This is a genomic window from Rhizobium aethiopicum (assembly GCF_900094625.1).
GTDB classification, from domain to species: Bacteria; Pseudomonadota; Alphaproteobacteria; order Rhizobiales; family Rhizobiaceae; genus Rhizobium; species Rhizobium aethiopicum.
In genome coordinates, this window is sequence record NZ_FMAJ01000035.1 from 1 (window position 1) to 20,170 (window position 20,170).

The window sequence follows — 20,170 nt, forward strand, 5'->3', positions numbered from 1 at the left end:
GCCGTCGAAGGCCTTTGCGATCTCGCGCAAGACATGATCCCAAACACCCGCTTTTCTCCATCGCACAAAACGGTTGTAGCAGGTGGTATAAGGCCTAGCATCACTCGTCGGGACACTTTGATAACCGATTATCTGGCAATGCTGCGCGAGGAAATCCGCCTGGTCGCCGAGCAAGTGCCGCAGGCACTCTCCGTGGGTGACGTGCACTTTGGCGGCGGATCCCCGACCATTATGCCATCGGCAGACTTCCTGTCGCTAATGGAACTCCTGCGCGGCCGTTTTGCGCTTGAGCGAGGTGCAACCATTGCCATTGAGGTCGACCCGCGCACGTTCACCACCGATATGGCCGAAGCCCTAGAAAGAACCGGTGTGAATCGCGCAAGCGTCGGTGTGCAGAGCTTCGATCCCGTCGTACAAAAAGCGATCAACCGGATTCAGAGCGAGGCGCAAGTGATGACCGCCGTCGAAAACCTCCGCCTGTATGGGGTCAGGCGTATCAATTTCGACCTGATGTTCGGTTTGCCGAACCAAACCGTCCAGTCCTGTCTCGAGAGCGCTATGTTCGCTATTGCGATGCGTCCCGACCGCCTCGCGGTTTTCGGTTATTCCCACGTTCCATCTTTTCGAAAAAATCAGCGCTTGATTGACACAGCAGCACTGCCCGATATAGCCGCGCGAGCTGAGCAGGCCTCAGCCATGGCCGATACGTTAGTTGCAGCAGGCTATCTGCAAATTGGTCTCGACCATTTTGCTTTGTCGGATGACGAGCTTGCAATAGCACAGAGAGCTGGTCGTCTGCGCCGAAATTCGCTTGGTTACTCTGCCGAAACCTGCCCAACTGTCATCGGTTTGAGCGCGTCCGCCATTGGTCGTTGCGGCGACGGTTACGTTCAAAACGATCTCACGCAAAGCTGTTATAACCGACACATAGCATCCGGCCGCTTGGCGATCTCAAGGGGCTACCGTTTAACTACCGAGGATCGCGTAAGAGCTGCAATCATCGAACAGCTCATGTGCTACTTGGAGGCGGACATATCAACAATCAGTACGGCTCAGGGATTTGATCAGACCCATCTAGTGAGTTCAGCTAAGCAGCTAGAGATTCTGGCTGAGGATGGGATCGTTGAGTTTGACAACGGTTTAGTCCGTGTGCGGCACGAACGTCGCTCTGCCCTTCGCCATGTCGCTGCCGCGTTCGATGCTTATCTTGGCCGCCAGCCGATCTAGACTGGCAAACGGAGGGCCTTGAAGTGGTCACATAATCGAGCTCGAGTTCGTCGAGAGGTTAGGCAGGAGGCAAGCTCCCAATTGCTCGATTTTAAATCGATCGCTGAATTCGCAGTCCATGGCATGTGTCGGTCTCGATCGCGTCACAGTTCAGCTCTCGCCACTGGCAAAGAAATCCGCCGTCAATATCGTGAAAGGTCTGGCGCAGCACGGCTTCACCGGCTCGGTTGCGCGCGCCAACTTGAAGCAGCGACACCTTCGTTCAAAACCGACCAGACGCCCGGACAGTTCAGCTTGACGCCACCAATGCGGCTTCGATTGCGCAGGCGGCGGAGACGCGCATCCAGGAAACCTGCGGCAGGCTCGATGTTCACGGTGGCGATCGAGCGCGGTTAATTGCCTAGAACATGGCCTAGGTGTTTAGTCCCGGCATTTGATGGGGCAATATTTTCTTTGGCATGGAGGGAAGCACTATGGGCCAGGTTCTACACGGGAGCGCCACGACGACAGAGGCAATCCGTCGAGCAATACAAAATAGTGAGGAGAGCCTGGGAACGCTTTCGAAGCGATACGGGATCAACCAGAAAACCGTAGCGAAATGGAAGAAACGGACATCGTTGGTCGATCTTCCCACAGGCCCGAAGGACCCGCACTCGACGACCCTTTCCCTCGAAGAAGAGGCCGTTATCGTCGCCTTCCGCCGGCATACGTTGCTACCGCTCGATGATTGCCTCTACGCTCTTCAGCCGACCATCTCACATCTGACGCGTTCGTCGTTACACAGGTGTTTGCAGCGCCACGGCATTTCACGTCTGCCGGAGGTCGGAGGCGACAGGGAACCGAAGAAGAAGTTCAAAACTTATCCGATCGGCTATTTCCACATCGATATTGCCGAGGTGCAGACGGCCGAGGGCAAGCTCTATCTCTTTGTCGCATTTGACCGAACATCCAAGTTCGCGTTCGCAGAACTCTACACCAAAGCCGGCAAGATGAATGCCGCCCAGTTCTTACGCAATCTGATCGCGGCAGTGCCCTACACCATTCACACCGTTTTGACCGACAATGGCATTCAGTTCACTAACCGAGCTTGTGATCGAAATGCCTTCCAGCACATCTTCGATTGGGTCTGCGACGATCACAGCATCGAGCATCGCCTGACAAAGGTGAGCATCCCTGGACCAACGGACAGGTCGAGCGGATGAACCGAACGATCAAGGAGGCGACCGTCAAGCGCTTCCACTACGACGATCATGCGCAATTAAAAAAACATCTGGCCGACTTTATCGACGCCTACAATTTCGGGCGCCGGCTCAAGACGCTAAAGGGCCTCACGCCCTACGAGTTCATCTGCAAACAATGGACTTTGGAGCCAGATCGATTCATCATCGATCCCATCCATCAAATGCCGGGACTAAACACCTAAACACTCTTGTCGTCGATCTCGACGAAATGGGGCCGTGTTCGGAACCCAATTATTTGTCCTTGCCGTACACAGGTGATGCTGCCGCTGGCTCCACGACATGCCCGGGGCGACAGGTTGTTGCACTGCGACAGGTCACCGTTCAAACCGCTCCAGCATTGTTCTCAACTGCGCGTTTTGCAGCCTTAGCTTTCTGGCTAACTGCCCCCTGAGCACCCTGATGTCTTCGTCGAGGCTCATCTGGTCCGCAGTGTGAATTGCCGGGGCAGCGTTTGCAATCGCGGCTGATGCCTTCTTACGCGGGGCGACCTCGAGAGTTCGCTCAAGCCTCGTAGCATCGTGCCCAGCGGCGATGTCGGTACCAAGCCCGCCGAATGGAGGTGGATCGGCCGCCTCAACGTTTTTGGCATCTTGGCCGTCGACCTGATCGTGGCCACCGATTCCGACTTCTTTAGAAACAACAAACTCGGTGGAAATTGCAGGAGAATGGCCGTGACGGGGAAGCCCCTCGCTTGCCGGTCGAACGGCGCTTATCAGGCTCTTCTCGGCAGGCGTTTCGGTCGGACCGGCAATGGCCAATGTGTCCGGCGTAACCTTCTGGTCCGAGCCGTTTTCTCGCTTTTGTTCGCGGCCCGGTGAGATCAGTCGGGCAAGAAGTTTCCAGGGAGACGCCATCTATCTGACCTCGCGTTTTATCCCGCAAGCAGGCAGTGAGTTTGGGGTCCGGCAACAGCATTCACCGTTGCCGAATTGTTTGTCTCGATAAGAATGTAGATACGGTCGCTTATTGACCGGCCGCTTATATCATTCGAGCTTGAGCCGTTTGCGCAGATCTTCATTTTCAGCGCGAAGTTTTTCAGCAAGAAGCTTGCGCAGCCGCTGATTTTCCTCTTCCAACTGCAAAAGGTCTGCCATTTCATCGCTCGCCGTCATCGGGGCAGCCGGCGCTGCCTGCACAGCCTTTGGAGCACGGCGCACAGGTGCGCGTTTGGCCCTCGCCGTGGCTTCGATAGCCTTTGTCTTGCGCCCTCTCCTCTTCACACCACCGTCCCCGGCCAGCGCACCTGCCGGCTCTGCCGTAGCGTCAGCTAACGCGGTCTCGAGTGCCGCGACTTTTTTGGCGCGCGGTTTGCGCTGTTTCTTCGGCGCATTAGGCGTTTCGACAACGGTCTGTCCATCGACCTTGGTTGTCGTATTAGTCTCGTCGGCCATGCTCATCTCCTGTATATCTGATGCAGTTGTCGACGGCCCGATGGGCGCTGTCAACAACTGCTCGGCCTGATCTTGTTCCGGCAAAGACATTTCGCTGTCGGGTTTGCCACTCTGAGAGCTACCTGACAGAAAAGGCAATGCCTCTTCCTCTAGATCGCGCGCGACTGACTTTAGATCCACATTGCCCCAGATCGAGTTCGATCTGGCATCAAGTTTTCGCCTGCCGTTCTTGTACTCGACGGCAAAACTGCGTTGCACTTTTTTCAATATAAGAGGCCTTGGAGAATCCACGGGGTGGCTGATGTTATGCTGGAACAGCACGAATAGCGCCTACTGGACTACCAGTCTATACCCACGGTCTAGCCTGAGGCCAATTTTTTAGCGCTGCGCTATTTTTTTGGAGTTACCGCGGCCTCTGCCGATTTATCGTCCCGATCCCTAAAGTGGTGAAGGAGCCGCGCACCAACCCAGGCTTCTCCTTCGTCGGCTGGCGCTTCAACGACCAGATGCTGCGCACTTACGCCGGGGGAAAATGTAGAAGCGCTTGGCCCACGTTTCGCGGCACTCGCAGCGCCAGTGCTGATTAAGACCGAACGCAGTTTCCTTGCAGCTAGCGCCGCCATTAGGCTCATCAATGTGCCGAGACGAACATGCGGCTTGGCTTTGTCGGCTGAAACAGGAGTAGCGAAGGAGTGTTGCTTTTACGACAAGACTGCCTTGCACACGGCCGCCATTGAGAGAAGGGTGGGGTCGCCGCTCGCTTCACTGCTGAGTCACGCCATCGTTTTTATGAATGCATTCCATCCAAACAATCGATTTTACTGATCGAAACGGTTGCCCCTAGAAGACGCTGAAGAAGCGTTTTGTAAAAGCCATAATTCGGAGTTCTTAAAATGGGTCCTCGGGTGCCGTGGAGACTGTGCTGGGAAAACGAGATGAGGCAGTCGGTCTGCTGCCTGGTCTCGATCGTTATCTTGCACTCGACGTGATCGGGTAGAATCTTGGTCGTTGCTTCTCGACGTTTCAGTGGGCTCTCACGGGACGCACTTTTGCCCCGGTCGATGCCGCCTCCTATTCGTCTTCACCGCGCGCTGGTCATCTTTCTACTGCTTCCCCTTCTCGCGTTGTGCACATTGAGCGCAGATCGGTTCTCACGCTGTGGGCGCCGTTCGACGTGATTATCAATGGCGGTCCCACCGCGTGGAGCTGAGTTCGGTACTGGCGCATAGTGACGGAGGCCGGCGGCGGAACTCTGTGTGCTATGCCTCGGAGCAGGCGCACTCGCCGCTGCAAGGATACGGTGTGCGACCTTTGCAGCGACCACCAAACGTCGTTGTGGCTGTCGGGCGGAAAGATGAAGGACTGGGTAATGTGGATGCGTTACGCGGCGTTACTGCCGCAAATGCTTCGGTCTGGGTTTCTGTTAGCGCCGATTGTCGGCAATGTCACCGATCCGGTCACGATCTGATTTCAGCTTCGACCCGTGAGCTCTAGGTGCACTGTCAAGCGCCACCCTATGAAACTACGAAAGCCGGTGGCCAGGCCAGAGCGACCTACCTTTCGAAACGAACTGGAGAGCAACCCGGCGTTCCGATCTTGCTCAACACGTCGTTTAACAACAACGCCGAGCCGGTAGTGGATTCGGTTAGGGATGCCGTAACGACCTTTTTGACGACCGACCTGGATGCACTTGTGATCGGTCCATTTCTCGTCAAGAAGCGAATCTCAACGATGGAGGAGTGGAATAAACTAGCAGTTTCCTTGCCACCTTACGCAAGTCTCCATCAGGCGCGTGCATATTCCACCCTGGATCGGCAAGAGACTGTATGTGAGATCCGCACAGGCCCCTCCAGCCTGCAGGCCGTGAGTATTTCTAATTAGGATTGAGGGAGAAGCCCTGGTTGGCGACATTTTGGATGGAATCGCGCCGGTTTCAGGTAGTCGTGAGACTTTCCTAAATGAACTTCGGCAGATTTGGGAGCAGCGTTGCATATGCTTAAGCCCGGTACGTGGCCGCAAATCACAGGTATCCGTCCCCGCTGAGGCCTCGGTGACTAGTGGGCTTTCAGCATAGCTTGGAATCGCTTCGTTACGCCAAACAAACTCGCGAATAGCAAAGCCCGCGACCGACAATGCGCCGTGCCCACGTAATCGCACGGCGAAGCGTCAACAACCATGTCGAAAGAAGGGCCATATGGCTCGGTATTTCAGTGATATCCTACCCGAGCTCGTTCAGCAGGGCACTTCGAAAACTTAAGGAGACTGTGATGGATCCGGTGTGTGAGTTAAACGTACATCGACAGATCGTTTCGCTTCTCGATAAGCCTAACCCTGTAATCTTTGACATTGGGTGCAATGACGAAGCGATGCTCAACGCTTTCTGCGCCTTCTTCCGAGCGCCCAGCTCTATTGCTTTGAGCCAGACCCCAGAGCCGCTGCACGCTTCAAGGAAAAATGGGTTCTTATCGGGATCGGATGAGGCTATCCGAGGTTGCGATCAGCGACCGAAACGCGAGGATCGAGTTTCATCCCAGCAATGGCAATGACAGCGCTAAGGAATGGGATCTCTCGGGCTCGATACGCCGTCCCAAGAACCATCTTTCTGAGTACGAGTGGGTTCGGTTTGACCCTCCGATTTCGGTTGAGACTAGGAGGCTGGATGACTGGTGCAGCGAAGCTGGCCTAGAGAACATAGATCTCATCTGGATGGATGTGCAGGGAGCCGAGGCCGACGTTATTGCCGGTGGCAATCAGATCCTGATGAGAACGCGTTACATATATACTGAGTATAGTGATCATGAGCTCTATGAACGCCAGCTTCCCCTGCGCGCCATTCTTGAGCTCTTACCTTCCTTCCAGATGGTAGTTGAGTATCCCCGAGGAGTGGAGGGTGACGTTTTGCTTAAAAACACAAGCCTATAGCCGGTTCCCTTTTTAGGATTCAAGAACCGCGCCGAGTTTGCCGGAGGCTTTAACTCATGAGAGATTGGAGCCGATATGAGCAAGACAACGAACAAATTCTCGCCTGAAGTCCGTGAGCGTGCCATCCGCACGGTGCTGGATCACGAAGCCGAGCACCGCGCGGTGGGCTGCCGTTTCATCTATCGCGGCCAAGATCGGCTGCTCGCCGGCCACGCTGCACGAATGGGTGAAGAAGACCGAGGTCGATAGCGGTAAGCGAGCAGGCCGGCCGAACGATGTCGCCGAGAAGATGAAGGCTCTTGAGCGGGAGAACCGCGAGCTTCGTCAGGCCAACGAGATTCTGCGCAAAGCGTCGGCGTATTTTGCCCAGGCGGAACCTGCCACCGGGAAAGACGCTCGACAGCTTTGATTTTGATGCAGTATCTATGGTCTCCAAGGCCCAGGTCATGGCCATTGCCGCTGGCGATAGCTGGCTCGCCAAAGGTGCCAATATCCTCATGTTCGGTCCGCCGGGCGGCGGAAAGAGCCATCTCGCCGCGGCCATCGGCCTCGCGCTAATCGAGAACGGTTGGCGGGTGCTGTTCACTCGCACGACCGACCTCGTCCAGAAACTGCAGGTCGCACGGCGTGAACTCCAGCTCGAATCCGCCGTCGCAAAGCTCGACAAGTTCGATCTGCTTATCCTCGACGACCTGGCCTACGTCACTAGGACCAGGCCGAAACCCGCGTGCTCTTCGAACTCATCTCCGCAAGATATGAGCGGCGCTCCATCATCATCACCGCCAATCAGCCCTTTGGAGAATGGAACCGCGTCTTTCCGGACCCGGCCATGACGCTTGCCGCGGTGGACCGACTTGTTCATCACGCAACGATCTTCGAAATGAACGTCGAAAGCTAACGGCGACGTTCCGCGATGGAGGCCAAACGTGGTCGACCCAGCCGGCTTGCGGCCATACCTCTATCTCATTGCAAAACGACGACACTGAAACGTCAGGAATTCGGTCTTCTCCATACAAGGCAGCCGATCGAACAAAATGTCGTAGCCTGACGGGAGACGCGGGGGTGTCCCTCCCGCATGCGGCGCCCTTTGCTATCCCGGATGAAGGGGATGGCGGCAACGACATGCGCAAGCCCACTGAGGATAGAAGGACTGGGTGAAAACGCGCCCCTGAAAACAGTGGGGTTGGCGACACTTGTTGGTTCGGGCAGGCAAGACATCGTCTGCATGCATCAAATGGATGACTCGCATTTAAACAATAGATTTCACCAATTTTCGCGGATGCTCCATAGACGGCCGTCTCCACTCCACCGGGTATGATCCGTTGAAAGGCTCTCAACCAATCCAACAACGCCTATAGCCCCGAAGCACTGGCGGCGGAATGGCATCAATCCTACCTGGTATCGCCTGGCCTTAGTCGAAGAAAGGAAACGTCTCATGAAGGTTATTGGTTACTACGTCATCGTTGCAGCGTTGCTCGCATTGACATTGCGGGCCGGGCCGTCACTTGCAGCAGATGATCGTAACCAAGATTGCGGCCCGGCGACAAGTGACCCCCGCGCAAACCTGAATGGTGCTGACAAAGCCCATTCAGCGGAGCACACTCAAGACTTCAATTGCCAAGATACTCCTGCCGAAGAAGGTGAGTGCTACGAGTGCGTCTTACCCCCCGAAGTACATATTCAAGGCGCCGAAGTGATCGACGTCGCAGACCGAAACCTTTATCCGCGGAAAACACTGCTACTCGCCAGATTGATCAGGCACCACTGAATCGTGTCGGTTGAAGGTAGCAGTAAGACCATCAAAGCCACGGCGGCTGGAACATCGATACTTTCTCAATTTTAGGCGACCCTTTGCTTGCTGGTCTCTCGTGGCGCCGCACCGCGAGACCAAGCCTTTTCACCTTTTATCTCGCCACCTCGCTACGGATGAAGACATGCGGTTCAAGGGCCTTGATCTGAATCTCCTCGTCGCACTCGACGCCCTGATGACCGAGCGTAATCTCACGGCGGCAGCGCGCAGCATCAACTTGAGCCAACCGGCCATGAGCGCGGCGGTCGGCAGGTTACGCACCTATTTTAATGACGACCTTTTTACCATGGTCGGTCGCGAACTCGTTCCAACCCCGCGTGCGGAGCGGCTCGCGCCTTCGGTCCGCGAGGCTCTGCTTCACATCCAGGTCTCGATCATATCCTGGGATCCGTTTTGCCCTGCTCAATCGGATCGCTGCTTCAGGGTCATTCTTTCCGATTACGCCGCATTGGTTTTTTTTGAAAAGGTCGTGACGCGTGTCGCCCGAGAAGCGCCCGCCGTCAGCTTCGAGTTGCTGCCGATCGCCGATAACTACGATGATTACTTGCGGCGCGGTGACGCCGATTTTCTCATCTTTCCGGAATTGCTCATGTCGCGCGCACATCCTAAGGTGGCGTTATTCGAGGAGACCCTCGTGTGCGTGGGCTGCCACTCGAACAAGCTACTCTCGGAGCAACTTACACTCGAGAGGTATATGTCGATGGGACACGTTGTGGTGAAGTTTGGGAACGCTAGGACGGCTTCCATCGAGGAATGGTGTTTGCTTGGGCATGGGCTTAAGAGACATGTCGAAGTAGTCGTGCAGGGCTTCAGCATGGTTCCGTTCATGCTTTCAGGGACCGAGCGCATAGCGACAATGCCCTTACGCCTGGTCAAGCAGCTCGAAAAGACAATACCCCTACGGATCGCCGACCTTCCGATACCGTTGCCCGCATTCACACAAGCCCTCCAATGGCCCGCGCTTCACAATAGTGATCAAGCAAGCCTCTGGATGCGGGACGTGCTATGTCAGGAAGCATCCCGCATGCCCTCGCCCCATGAGGTAATGAGACGTCTCAGGATTTCCTAGCATTCTTTCGTGGTTTTGTCGTTCAGCGTGATTCATGGCGTCGGAATGAGGAGCCTCTTTGAGACGCCGCCGCTACAGTCTCACGGATGATCGATCCTGTCGCCGCTGGCCCAACAGCCGCGCTGACTGACGACCAAGTATGGAGGAACTGGACAGATGCTCTCCTACGCCCGCCGTTCAACCGACCAATGAAACAACCTCCTCGACAGTTTGTCGACGACGCAAGTCGAAGGTTCACGCAGCTCCAATCGACATTAGCAAGGTGGCCAGTTGCAGAGCGAAAAACCTGCATCGTCTCACCGGCGCCGACACGGGTTCATTTGTTCCGGACTATGATGATTTCTTCAGAGCTCTGCGGGTCTTTTCAAGATACTGCATCGCAATACCCCTCATGGCGCGGTGGCGAGTAGCGTCAAGACATCAGGCGCCGACGCAACAGCGCTGCCGACAGGAAGAACGGCAAAATCGCGTAGATGCAAAGCGCGCCTATATGCAGGCCCATGCTGCCCGCGGGGCGCCCAAGCATTGCCGGGCGTATGAGGTCGATCGCATGCGCTAGAGGCAAGAACTGCGCTACCTGCTGAAAGGCCTGGGGCAGTTGCGCGATTGGAAACACCGCGCCGCACAAGAACAGCATTGGTGTCAGGACGAGCGTCTGGTAAAAAATGAAATACTCGTAACTGGGCGCAAGCGCCGTGACTACCATCGCAAGGCTCGCGAATGCAAATCCAGTGAGCATGATAACTGGCAGCACATAGACGACTGATGGCCACGTCGCATAGCCTAGCACGGTGGCGACGATTATGATTCCCGTACCGGCAAGAAATGCCTTGCTCGCTGCCCATGCCAACTCACCCAGGATGATGTCCCCAAGTGTCATTTGTGTGTAGAGCATGGCTTCCCAGGTGCGTTGGGCGTGCATTCGCGTAAAGGCCGCGTAAATCGTCTCGAACGTCGCAGAGGTCATCGCGCTTGTCGCCACCATGCCGCCCGCCAAGAACGCAACGTAGGTTGTGCCGTCAACGCGACCCACAATAATTCCGAGGCCAAGGCCGAGGCCAAAAAGGTAGATCATAGGATCGGCCAGACTTCCAACAATTGACGCAAGTGCTACTTTCTTCCATGCCAGATAGTTGCGTCGCCATATCGCAATCCAGTTAAAAGCGTTGGCGGGCAGAGCCGCGGCACAACCTTCACCCATCGTTCACTTCTCCATCTCGCGCCCGGTCAACCGCAAAAACACATCCTCAAGATTCGGCGGACGCTGCAGAATGCGCAAGCCCGCGCGCTCCCGCAACCGCACACGCACCTGCTCCGGGTCGGACACATAGCAAAAAAGGGTCTCGCCGCTAATTTCGACGCGATCGGCATATGGCCCGACCAGCGATTCCAATTCATGCGGATCGCCGCCGTAGATCTCAATGACTTCGCACCCGATCAGTTCATCGATCAGGTCATGCGGACGCCCTTCGGCAATGCTGCGACCTCTTTCGAGTACGCAGAGTCGATCGCATAACCGTTCGGCCTCTTCCATGAAATGGGTGGTCAAGATGATCGTTTTGCCGCGCGTAAGCAGGGAACGCAGGCGCTCCCAGATCAGGTGGCGCGCGTGCGGGTCGAGACCGGTGGTCGGCTCGTCCATGACAAGTAGCTGCGGGTCATTGATCAACGCACGCGCTAGCGTCAGGCGCCGCTTCATGCCGCCTGAAAGTTCAGATACACGCGCATTCACCTTGCTCTCTAGGCGTGCAAACTCAAGGAGCGACGGCATGACCGCCTCGACTTTGCGTGTATTCATGCCGAAGTAGCGGCCGTAGACCAGCAGATTCTCGCGCACAGTGAATTCAGGCTCAAGGTTGTCGAATTGCGGCACCACGCCGATACCCTTTCGCGCCAAGCGAGCCTGGGCAGGCACCGGCACGCCGAGCACAGTAATCTTCCCCGCATCAGGGGCTGTCATGCCAAGGATCATGCGTGCGATCGTGCTCTTGCCCGCGCCGTTCGGTCCAAGCAGCCCGAAGCATTGCCCCGGGGAAACGCGGAACGATAGCGCGTTGACCACGGCCTTGTCGCCATATGTCTTGCTTACGTCGGAAAAATCTATTGCGGACATGAACATGCGCTCATCTGACCCTCGGGCGCCGTTGACTGGCATTTCTTCGGTTGGTTGTGTTCTTCTTGGTCCATCGCACCGTATGATGTGTTCATTGCGTCTCCATTAAAGGGCTGCAGCAGCATCCGGGAAAACGCCTCGTCCGTGGTAATTGGCACTCTGTTGCAGAGCAGCCGAATGTCCCTGAGCTTGTTACATTCGAAGAGTAGCTCGGCGACTTCACGGAGAGAGTGCCTGGGATGGTCTGCAATCGTGCAGATTCATCGAGATGGACAACAGCCGGAATTCTGTCCTGGCATCTCATCCGCGTCTGATGCTTAAACAACATTTCACAATCCGGAGTTCGAGGGCTGACTATATAAGGCGCACGGTCCTCCAGGCAGATCGGCGCCACGAGGCGGAGCCACGGGCTGCGGTGGCCGCGTGGCACCTATCACGATGATAGTTCTTGCAGGAAAATGCCCTGTCATTGGAACGAGACCGGAGCCCTCGACGGATTCGAGAGAACTTTCAGCATTGTCACCCCTTCCATCGATGATGATTTGATCAATAACGCGTGGATCCGGACCGTGTTGCGCCAATGCGGCGACAATCGCGTCGAGATTGTCGACAGTTTCATATCGCGGGTTGTTGCCCCGCTTCTCCTGCTCGACGCAGGAGGCGAGCCACCCATCCTCGACAAGCGCGTCCGCTCCGTCACGGGTCAATTTTATACCACAGACGCGCATAGTGTCTCCATGTCTGAACGTCGAGGGTTGGGGCCGTTAGGAGGCAGAAATTGGATTCCGGAAACAGGCGAGTAAGCAATCTTCGTTGACCGACCCACCCCGACACTCAAGCCGCTCTACCTCGAGCAAAGTTTCGTTCAGCATGCCGAGGACCGTCTCAGCACCAGCAACGTGGCCCCAGCGACGACAATTAGCGTCGCGCGCCGATCCGAAAACCAGATATCCGTCTGGCGCAAGCATCCGCACTAAATTCCGAACAGCCCCTCTCATCTCGGCTATTCCTCCAATGTAGTAGAGCACTTCCGCCACAACGATCAAATCAAACCTCTCGTCAGGTGAAAACTGTTGAACATCAGAGACTATCCAGCTGATGTGCGGAGAATCCCTCATGCGTCGACGCGATCTTTCTATAGCGTGAGGCACAACATCGATCACGGTGAGCCGTTTGCAGTGGGGGGCTAGCTGCACCGTAAATGCGCCGGCAGCGCATCCCACTTCGAGCGCACTTGAGATGGATCCCTGGGCAAGCGCCAAGCGGAGCATTTGCGTGTGACGCTCACGCTCGAATGGATTGGCCTCGAGTCCCCATGGATCGGGTGCAGCCAGTTCCCGATTCAGCAATTGATAATTGTCGCTCTGTGTCAACTCGTTCACCTCGGTAAATAGATCTTACTCGTCGCTGCACATGCAGTCAGACGTCGTTCGCCTGGCAGGATCGCGGGCGGGGTTGAGCCTTCGAGGCGCTGTCGCATGTCCAGTGCGTGCATCAGTCGTCGGATGTTGATTCGAGTTGCCAGCAGAGCTGCGCGCCAGCCAGTCGCTATTGCTCAGCGTGCACAGCGCGTAGGCTTTCAAGGGAAGTAGCAGAAAAATACTGATAAATGCGTGCAGAGAGAACCCGAGGAACCGTAGTTGGCGGGCCCGAAGCGCGACAACGCTGCAGTGGATCATCGTCATGGCCACAATCATCAGGGCTGGCAACCAAGGCACGTTGCCCGTCAATGCAAGCTGTGCGAGCCCCGTCAGCACTGATAGTGCCAGAAGCAGCGGTCCGAGGTTCTGTCCGACAACGTCGAGCGTAAGGAAGCGATTGAGGTTGGGCAGCAGGCGCAGCCCAAGCAACGTGTCCCGGAACGTGCTCCGCGCCCAGCGTAGTTGTTGGCGCAGATACGGTCCTAGCTTGTTCGGAACGACTGTCGCTGCGATGGCGCTCGGCACGTACTCCGTTCGAAAGCCTGCCTTCAGCATGAGAATGGTGAGATGCCGATCCTCACCGAAATCGCTTGGCTTTCCCCGAAAATACTGTGATTCGTACTGGTCAAGCAGCGAAGCGAGCGCAGAGCGACGGTAGATAGCACATGGACCGCAGCAGCACATAACGGCTCCGAAGCGAGCTTGTGCCGCACGCTCCTCGTTGCAAGCCAGCCAGTACTCCATATCGATCAAACGGGTCAGCCAACTATCGTTTCGGTTGCGGGCCGTCAACTGTCCCATGGCCGCGCCGACAGCCGGATCTTGCATTTTAGGCACGAGCTTCCTGATGACGTCAGATGCGAGGATCGTGTCGGAGTCGACGTTTAACACCATATCTCCAGCAGAGCGGCGTATCGCGGCGATCTGTGCCTTCCGTTTACCGACATTCTGGGGAAGCAGGAGAATATTGAATCTGGGGTCTCTTGCGAAGGCCTCGTGCACAGGTCGCAAAGCCTCGCGATTTTCGGAACCGTCATCAACTAGGTAAACCTGCAGCCTTCCCCCGTATTCCTGACCCGCAATAGAAGCCAGGCACTCCGAAAGCGTGCGGGGATCCTCGTTGAAGCTTGGCACGATGACATCTACGCTGGGCAGCTCGTCAAAGCCGGCCAAGCCCTGGGACGCCAATGAAACATCGGTCGGCAGAGAATAAACGGCCTGCATGCTTTTATAAGCAGTCGAGAGAAGTGCATAAAGCGAGACGGCGACAGTGCTGGTTGTGTCAAGCATATCCATCGGATCTTCAGAACTCCCGAGTAAGCGAGCGGAATACAAAGCCGCGATCATGTAAAGCTGGAATTATCCTAGATAACGCCATAATAGTCTGGTGGCGCAGACTGCGGTCAGTTCCTTGCTGCATTTCACTGGAGGGACAACCGTCGTGCAAGAGCACGATTGACCCCGGTCGGACAGACTGCAGCACATCATTGACAATGGCGTCGGCCCCGGGAAGAGACCAGTCTCGTGGATCTACCGACCAGTGCACGGCAGTGAGTTCCGCATTCGCCGAAGCCTTGAGTACTTCTTCGGTCCAGATGCCGTAAGGAGCCCGGATGTGCCGCACCACCGCCTGAGGCGACGCCATTTTTATGGCTCTGTTTGTCTCGAGTATCTGACGTTGCACCTCGTCGGGTTCGCAGTCAGACAGGTCTGGATGCGTCATTGTGTGGTTGGCGACTTCATGCCCCTCTGCAATCATTCGCTGGACCAATTTCGATTGATCGGCCAGAAACTCGCCGATGACGAAGAATGTTGCCGGCACCCGGTGTTCAGCCAGAATATCAAGAATCTCCGGTGTACAAAATGGATGCGGACCGTCGTCGAACGTCAAATAAACGCTGTGACGACCAGTGCCGTCATCGCGCTCACCGTGCACTTCGCACGAGCAATCGAGTTGCGTCATTGCTCTCGTCCTTTCCGGTAAATTATCTTGGTGGGCCATTCGGAGACCGGCCGCCCAAAGGGTAGGATGATGACGCCGCGCGTGGACGCAGGTCAAAACGCGCGCGTGGCAGCGTGTAGCGTAGGCCGTTTCCCAAAATAGCGGTCACCAGGCCGCCTCGTCTGAATTGTCAATACCGCGGCTCGTTGCGGACTGTACCGAGTGCGATTGGTGGTGAACCCCCGAGCTGTCGACGATTGCAAGGTGATGCAATGGGCTGATCGACCGCTTATGCAAGCATTACATTCCAAAGCCACACATTTGATCCCTCTACACCACTGGCGCGCCATCGACAACTTGATTTCCGTCAAGATGCTCGTCTAATGGATCACGCCATTTAATTCGTAAAATCGATTGTTTGGATGATACCCATTCACGGCATAGATAAAATTCGAGCTCCACGGTTCCTACTAACGGACCGAGCCTGTTGTCGCGACGGCGGGGGACTTGCGTCGTCGCTCCCTGGAAGAACTTATCATGGCTCGGCATTGGCGGCTTTCTAACCTACTCTGGGTAAAGCTCTGGAGCAGATTGAAACCTTCCGGAAGCCTGAAAGCGCCGGATAGAATCGCTCGGCTATGGCTGTCAAACGACTCGAGGAACTAGTCCCACTTGCCGAATTGAAGAACTGACCCCATCGGTTTGTGCTTCGTTAGATCCGAGCACTGGCCCCAATCTTCCGCAGATTGCCGGAGCGTCGCTTTTGGCTAAGCCGATAACTGCCGCCCGGATGGTGACCACCGTCGAGAGGTGAAAGCAGGCGTCTCGCAAGGCGTTGGTGTCGTAGGCGCGGTCAGCAAGGAGGATCGCGCCTTCTCGCATGTCCTGCAGCATCGGCTCTGCCATCCGGTTGTCGTGGGCTTGCCCCGCTGGCAGATCAAGGCTGATCGGCCTGCCGTCTGCGTCGACGACCGCGTGGATTTTCGTCGTTAGGCCGCCGCGGGAACGTCCCATGCAGCCATCGTCTCGATCCCCCTTTTTCCCGTGGCCGCATGCTGATGAACGCGGACACAGGAACTATCGATCATAACGATGTCGCCGTCGAAGGCCTTTGCGATCTCGCGCAAGACATGATCCCAAACACCCGCTTTTCTCCATCGCACAAAACGGTTGTAGCAGGTGGTATAAGGCCCATATCGTTCCGGCACGTCTGCCCAAGGCGAGCCTGTGCGGAACCGCCACAAAATGCCGTTGATCACTCGCCGGTCATCGACCCGCGGCACGCCGCGAACCTTGTTGGGCAACAAGGGCTGAATAATCGCCCACTCGAAATCAGTCAGGTCGAAACGACGGCGAGTCACGCAAGGCCTCCAAATCAAAGCCTCATTGAATCATCACCCATCCGGTTAGAAAACCCCGTTTATGAGTTTGCAGCCTAGATCGGCGCCATCCTCGATGAATCGGCGAAGCGCGCCAACATGAGCCGTACCGCAACATACGTCACAGCCAATTTGCGCGGAAGCTCCGGCCTCTCGCTCCGACCCAAGTGCGATGCCGATGGGTTGGATCGGGTGCGAGATAAACGACTGAACGATGACGGAGCGATATGCGGCGACTTCACCGCCCGGACTGAAAAGGCGTATGGCGCCGCAACTTCCAGTCTGGCGGAAAATCGTAAATCTGTGAGACGAAGGGTCATGCATAAAAATTGGCGAGAATCACGATCGCTGATGCAGGTCCGGGAATTGATATGCAGAATTTCAGCAGAATTTAAGCCGATGCGCTTTTCCAGAACAAGGCAACGAACATGCTCGCTGGCGACCTGAAGAGGGATCGGTATGTTGTTTCTCGACGGCGGACTGGTTTCGGTGATTGTCTCTGTTCGCTGGCGGCAGCTTGGCGCTATGCACAGCGAACGGGGCGGACGCTGGCCATCGATTGGCGTGGCTCCTGCTATCTCAATCAACCCTTCACCAACGCTTTTACGGTGTTCTTCGAGCCGATTCAAGATATTGCTGGCGTACGGGTTATTTGCGATGACCAGATCACCAGTTCTCATTTCCGGGACCGTTCTTCCCATCATGGTGGAACAAGCCCTCAATCGAGAGCGTTTACCGCCCCGATGAACAAATTTTCCGGGAACGTGAACCGAGCTTCTTTAAGCCCAGGACGATACTGATGCCAACACGGTAGTTTGTGATGCCTATGTGGCGGTGCGACCAAGCTGCCGAACGCCAGATATTTCAGAGCCTCAACCTTAGACCGGAAATTCCGGCTCGTATTCACGCCATCGATCAGGAGCACTTCAAGGGGCGCAGTATCATCGGTGTGCACGTACGGCACGGCAATGGCGAAGATATAATGGACCATGCGCCCTACTGGGCCGATCCGGAGTTGGCCTTACGCCAGGTGTGCACTGCCATCGAGAAGGCCAAAGCGCTACCGCATCGACGCCCTGTGATGGTTTTCTTGTGTACGGACAGCGCGCAGGTACGGGACCATTTACTCGGTGTGTTTCCCGATCAATCACTATCCCGAAATGCTTCCAGGAGGGCCAGGCCGGCCATTACACAGTGCATCGCTCGGAGTGGACGGCGGTATCTCTGCTCTTACAGAGATGTACCTTCTCGCCCGATGCGATACGGTAATTCGCTTTCCGCCGACCAGCGCCTTCACGCGCTATGCCCGTCTCTTCGTGCCACGTGTTATTGAGTTCGACTTGAAAGATCCGACTCGCTTGATCTTGACTGATGAATCGTCCGAGCATGAGCCGGCTTGATGAACCGGCACTCCGCTGAACAAATTCTCGGCGCCCTCGATTGAGGAGAGGTGTTCACTGGATCGCGATGTAAGCGCAGCACGCGACGAGGCAAGGCGGGGGCGCATCCTCTCCTAGCGTCTAGCGCGTCCAAAGGCTTGCTGGATCATTGTTGTGAAGGGTAGCTATTGGGCGCCTTCGGTGAATGGAAACGGCACCGCGCGCTCGACCCGCATCATTGGCATAGCAAGCTCGCACGTCGGCGATTCCGATGGGACGAGGACGTTCGCGCGCCACAGCCTCGTCGGCGCCTTAGCCGACGCCCTGCCTGATGCGAGGGCGTTCGTCGGGCTTGGTCGACAGATTGCCATCAAGCTGATGTTCGTGCTCTATGCGGTCGTGGGCGTGGCCGGTGCCGTTCTTTATTCCCGCATCCCGACACGTCTGGCAAACCGCTCGACCACAGAAGCCGCCGCCGCGCTAGGCTGTAGTGACAAATTAATGATTTGGGATTCCGTTTTGGGAGCAAATCAGATTCAACGCTGACTTTTGGAGGTTGGCGATGGATGGTGAGGTTCTTCGAGACGATCAATGGGAGCGGCTGAAGCCGTTAGTGCCCGGCGGTCGCAAAGGCCGGCGCGGTCCGCGTAGTGACGGACGCCGGTTCTTCGATGCGGTATTGTGGCTCGCCCGGTCGGGTGCGCGCTGGCGTGATCTGCCGGAAGACCGCTTCGGCCCCTATCAGACGATCAAACGGCGCTACTATCGCTGGATCGAACAGGGCATCTTCGACAAGATTTTCGAAGCCGTCGCGATCGATCCGGATATGGAGTGGTTGTCCATCGACGCCACGGTGATCCGGGCACAAGCGCAAGCGGCAGGCGGACGCCGAAAAAGGGGGGACCGCAAGCCCAGGCTCTCGGCCGTTCCCGCGGGGGATTTGGCAGCAAGATCCATGCAGTAGTCGATGCGCTCGGCTTGCCGGTGCGCCTTCACCTGGGACCCGGCCAGCAGAATGATATGGCGCCTGCCTGCGATCTCGTCCGGGGGCTGCCGGCCAAGCAGGTGCTCGCCGACCGCGCCTATGACGCCGACAGCCTGCATGACATTACTCTCGAACAAGGTGGCGAACCGGTCATTCCACCACGCCGTCATCGAAAGTATCAGCAGCCTACGACCGCATCGCCTACAAGGCCCGCTGGGGGATCGAGAGCTTCTTTGCAAAGCTCAAGCAATGGCGGCGAATCGCAACGCGCTACGACAAAATCGCCGCCAACTTCATGGGATTCATCAAAATCGCCGCCATCATGCTCTGGCTCAAATGATTAAATTGTCACTACAGCCTAGAGCGTTTCAGGTTTTCACGGAAGCATATCCGGCATTGGCGAAGTAGTTGCTGCATTCGCTGGGCTCGATGGTTGTGACGAGCTGTCCGATGTGGCGCCAGGTGTCATCGATGGTTCGCTTCTGAGCCAGGCGCATCCAGTGCTTGATCTTGGCAAAGGCCTGCTCGATCGGATTGAAATCGGGGGAATATTTCGGCAGGAACCATTAGTCTGGCGCCGGCCGCCCTGATTGCATCGCGAATGGTCTTGGCCTTATGGGAGCCGAGATTGTCGAGAATGACGATGTCGCCGGGCTTGAGGGTCGGGATCAACTGCTGTCGGACGTAGGCGTCGAAACATTCGTCATTGATCGGGCCATCGAAGACGCAGGGCGCGGTCATCTGGTCGCAGCGCAACGCACCGAGGAAAGTCAGCCAGGGGTGAGTAGGCCGGAGGGATTTCACCTGCCGGCCTCTCGCAGAACGGTGCGTGAACCTCTCGATTCACACCGCTCCCATCAGGTAAACGTGTTCGTTCCGAACGCCTGCCAGTGTACGAAGAGGTCCCGTCTATCTCGGGCAAGTTGCCGCAGGAACTGCGAAGCCCGAGTTTTGTGGAACCGAAAGCGCTTGTACTTTCGCATGATCCAGGCCTTGAGCTTCCGATTGACATAGTCAGCCAGAGAGAACAGGTCCGAACGACTGAACCGCCCATAATAGGCAATCCATCCCCGGAGGAGCGGATTGATCTGTTTGGCGATTTCAGCCAGCGTCCCCGGCGTTTGCCGCGGAATGTTCAAGCTCTTGATCGTGGCCCGCATCGATTTTAGCGCCGCCGGACTGGCCGCTGGGGTATAGCCACAGAAGAACTCATTCCGCTGTGAAGTCGCCACCTGTCGCGGCCTGAACTGGTATCCAAGGAAGTCAAATTTGACAGTCGGATACATTTCCC

Annotated in this window: 15 protein-coding genes and 10 pseudogenes; 12 read left to right on the plus strand and 13 right to left on the minus strand. The window is 56.4% G+C overall.

What is annotated here, in order from left to right:
- A pseudogene (locus GA0061105_RS33040) lies at positions 1-93 on the minus strand (IS5/IS1182 family transposase); the annotation flags it as partial.
- Between GA0061105_RS33040 and GA0061105_RS30805 the strand changes: the two are divergent.
- Positions 85-1,227, plus strand: a pseudogene (locus GA0061105_RS30805) (radical SAM protein); the annotation flags it as partial. The pseudogenes GA0061105_RS33040 and GA0061105_RS30805 overlap by 9 nt on opposite strands.
- A gap of 473 nt (positions 1,228-1,700) precedes the next feature.
- Positions 1,701-2,650, plus strand: a pseudogene (locus tag GA0061105_RS30815) (IS481 family transposase).
- A 132-nt stretch (positions 2,651-2,782) separates the two neighbouring features.
- Here the strand turns inward: GA0061105_RS30815 and GA0061105_RS30820 are convergent.
- Both GA0061105_RS30820 and GA0061105_RS30825 read right to left on the minus strand, forming a co-directional pair.
- Positions 2,783-3,322: a hypothetical protein gene (locus GA0061105_RS30820; RefSeq protein WP_040111865.1), complete on the minus strand. Its 540-nt coding sequence runs from the start codon at positions 3,320-3,322 to the stop codon at positions 2,783-2,785.
- A gap of 129 nt (positions 3,323-3,451) precedes the next feature.
- On the minus strand, positions 3,452-4,126 hold the full coding sequence (locus tag GA0061105_RS30825) for an MreC domain-containing protein (protein WP_040111950.1): 675 nt from the start codon (positions 4,124-4,126) through the stop codon (positions 3,452-3,454).
- A 1,257-nt stretch (positions 4,127-5,383) separates the two neighbouring features.
- On the opposite strand from GA0061105_RS30825, the pseudogene GA0061105_RS30840 reads away from it, so the two are divergent.
- The 6 genes and pseudogenes from GA0061105_RS30840 to nodD1 all read left to right on the plus strand — a co-directional run.
- Positions 5,384-5,933 (plus strand): annotated as a pseudogene (locus GA0061105_RS30840) (carbamoyltransferase C-terminal domain-containing protein); the annotation flags it as partial.
- A 401-nt stretch (positions 5,934-6,334) separates the two neighbouring features.
- A complete protein-coding gene (locus GA0061105_RS30845) occupies positions 6,335-6,781 on the plus strand; it encodes an FkbM family methyltransferase (protein ID WP_269465932.1) in 447 nt (148 codons plus the stop codon).
- 75 nt (positions 6,782-6,856) lie between these two features.
- Positions 6,857-7,145: pseudogene (locus GA0061105_RS30850) on the plus strand (transposase); the annotation flags it as partial.
- Positions 7,126-7,829: pseudogene (gene istB, locus GA0061105_RS30855) on the plus strand (IS21-like element helper ATPase IstB); the annotation flags it as partial. The pseudogenes GA0061105_RS30850 and istB, both read left to right, overlap by 20 nt.
- Positions 7,830-8,216: 387 nt before the next feature.
- Positions 8,217-8,549 (plus strand): nodulation protein NolE, encoded by a 333-nt coding sequence (gene nolE / locus GA0061105_RS30860; RefSeq protein ID WP_009988764.1) that lies wholly within the window; start codon positions 8,217-8,219, stop codon positions 8,547-8,549.
- 166 nt (positions 8,550-8,715) lie between these two features.
- Positions 8,716-9,660 (plus strand): transcriptional regulator NodD1, encoded by a 945-nt coding sequence (gene nodD1 / locus GA0061105_RS30865; protein WP_040111866.1) that lies wholly within the window; start codon positions 8,716-8,718, stop codon positions 9,658-9,660.
- Positions 9,661-10,072: 412 nt separating this feature from the next.
- Here the strand turns inward: nodD1 and GA0061105_RS30870 are convergent, their stop codons facing one another.
- The 8 genes and pseudogenes from GA0061105_RS30870 to GA0061105_RS30905 form a co-directional block, all read right to left on the minus strand.
- Positions 10,073-10,861 (minus strand): ABC transporter permease, encoded by a 789-nt coding sequence (locus GA0061105_RS30870; protein WP_009998866.1) that lies wholly within the window; start codon positions 10,859-10,861, stop codon positions 10,073-10,075.
- 3 nt (positions 10,862-10,864) lie between these two features.
- Positions 10,865-11,779 carry a nodulation factor ABC transporter ATP-binding protein NodI gene (nodI, locus tag GA0061105_RS30875; protein ID WP_018247215.1) on the minus strand — a complete coding sequence of 305 codons (915 nt, stop codon included), beginning with the start codon at positions 11,777-11,779 and terminating at the stop codon, positions 10,865-10,867.
- Between the two features lie 85 nt (positions 11,780-11,864).
- Positions 11,865-12,203, minus strand: coding sequence for a carbamoyltransferase C-terminal domain-containing protein (locus tag GA0061105_RS30880; protein ID WP_408988002.1), 339 nt, complete (start codon positions 12,201-12,203; stop codon positions 11,865-11,867).
- Positions 12,103-12,501 carry a carbamoyltransferase N-terminal domain-containing protein gene (locus tag GA0061105_RS30885; protein WP_245304453.1) on the minus strand — a complete coding sequence of 133 codons (399 nt, stop codon included), beginning with the start codon at positions 12,499-12,501 and terminating at the stop codon, positions 12,103-12,105. Before GA0061105_RS30885 ends, GA0061105_RS30880 begins: the two co-directional genes overlap by 101 nt.
- A 36-nt stretch (positions 12,502-12,537) precedes the next feature.
- Positions 12,538-13,155, minus strand: coding sequence for a nodulation methyltransferase NodS (nodS, locus tag GA0061105_RS30890; RefSeq protein ID WP_077993555.1), 618 nt, complete (start codon positions 13,153-13,155; stop codon positions 12,538-12,540).
- A gap of 15 nt (positions 13,156-13,170) precedes the next feature.
- On the minus strand, positions 13,171-14,490 hold the full coding sequence (gene nodC, locus GA0061105_RS30895) for a chitooligosaccharide synthase NodC (RefSeq protein ID WP_040111869.1): 1,320 nt from the start codon (positions 14,488-14,490) through the stop codon (positions 13,171-13,173).
- A 7-nt stretch (positions 14,491-14,497) separates the two neighbouring features.
- Positions 14,498-15,157, minus strand: coding sequence for a chitooligosaccharide deacetylase NodB (gene nodB / locus GA0061105_RS30900; RefSeq protein ID WP_040111870.1), 660 nt, complete (start codon positions 15,155-15,157; stop codon positions 14,498-14,500).
- An 804-nt stretch (positions 15,158-15,961) separates the two neighbouring features.
- Positions 15,962-16,497, minus strand: a pseudogene (locus tag GA0061105_RS30905) (IS5 family transposase); the annotation flags it as partial.
- 446 nt (positions 16,498-16,943) lie between these two features.
- Between GA0061105_RS30905 and GA0061105_RS30910 the strand changes: the two are divergent.
- The 4 genes and pseudogenes from GA0061105_RS30910 to GA0061105_RS30920 form a co-directional block, all read left to right on the plus strand.
- Positions 16,944-17,599: pseudogene (locus GA0061105_RS30910) on the plus strand (nodulation protein NodZ); the annotation flags it as partial.
- Between the two features lie 154 nt (positions 17,600-17,753).
- Positions 17,754-17,915 (plus strand): nodulation protein NodZ, encoded by a 162-nt coding sequence (locus GA0061105_RS34165; RefSeq protein ID WP_408988003.1) that lies wholly within the window; start codon positions 17,754-17,756, stop codon positions 17,913-17,915.
- Positions 17,916-18,068: 153 nt separating this feature from the next.
- Positions 18,069-18,440, plus strand: a complete 372-nt coding sequence (locus GA0061105_RS30915; RefSeq protein WP_077989437.1) for a hypothetical protein — start codon at positions 18,069-18,071, stop codon at positions 18,438-18,440.
- 16 nt (positions 18,441-18,456) lie between these two features.
- Positions 18,457-19,219, plus strand: a pseudogene (locus tag GA0061105_RS30920) (IS5-like element ISRel11 family transposase).
- A 28-nt stretch (positions 19,220-19,247) separates the two neighbouring features.
- On the opposite strand, the pseudogene GA0061105_RS30925 reads toward GA0061105_RS30920, so the two are convergent.
- Both GA0061105_RS30925 and GA0061105_RS30930 read right to left on the minus strand, forming a co-directional pair.
- Positions 19,248-19,656: pseudogene (locus tag GA0061105_RS30925) on the minus strand (IS630 family transposase); the annotation flags it as partial.
- 80 nt (positions 19,657-19,736) lie between these two features.
- Positions 19,737-20,170, minus strand: a 434-nt coding sequence (locus GA0061105_RS30930; RefSeq protein ID WP_272785013.1) for a group II intron maturase-specific domain-containing protein, incomplete at its 5' end; no start/stop codon positions are given.

Excerpts from the sequence above, each read along its gene's own strand:
- GA0061105_RS30820 (WP_040111865.1), bottom strand. The coding sequence starts at position 3,322 with ATGGCGTCTCCCTGGAAACTTCTTGCCCGACTGATCTCACCGGGCCGC.
- GA0061105_RS30845 (WP_269465932.1), top strand. The coding sequence starts at position 6,335 with ATGAGGCTATCCGAGGTTGCGATCAGCGACCGAAACGCGAGGATCGAG.
- nolE (WP_009988764.1), top strand. The coding sequence starts at position 8,217 with ATGAAGGTTATTGGTTACTACGTCATCGTTGCAGCGTTGCTCGCATTG.
- nodD1 (WP_040111866.1), top strand. The coding sequence starts at position 8,716 with ATGCGGTTCAAGGGCCTTGATCTGAATCTCCTCGTCGCACTCGACGCC.
- GA0061105_RS30870 (WP_009998866.1), bottom strand. The coding sequence starts at position 10,861 with ATGGGTGAAGGTTGTGCCGCGGCTCTGCCCGCCAACGCTTTTAACTGG.
- nodI (WP_018247215.1), bottom strand. The coding sequence starts at position 11,779 with ATGTTCATGTCCGCAATAGATTTTTCCGACGTAAGCAAGACATATGGC.
- GA0061105_RS30885 (WP_245304453.1), bottom strand. The coding sequence starts at position 12,501 with ATGCGCGTCTGTGGTATAAAATTGACCCGTGACGGAGCGGACGCGCTT.
- nodC (WP_040111869.1), bottom strand. The coding sequence starts at position 14,490 with ATGGATATGCTTGACACAACCAGCACTGTCGCCGTCTCGCTTTATGCA.
- nodB (WP_040111870.1), bottom strand. The coding sequence starts at position 15,157 with ATGACGCAACTCGATTGCTCGTGCGAAGTGCACGGTGAGCGCGATGAC.
- GA0061105_RS34165 (WP_408988003.1), top strand. The coding sequence starts at position 17,754 with ATGTACCTTCTCGCCCGATGCGATACGGTAATTCGCTTTCCGCCGACC.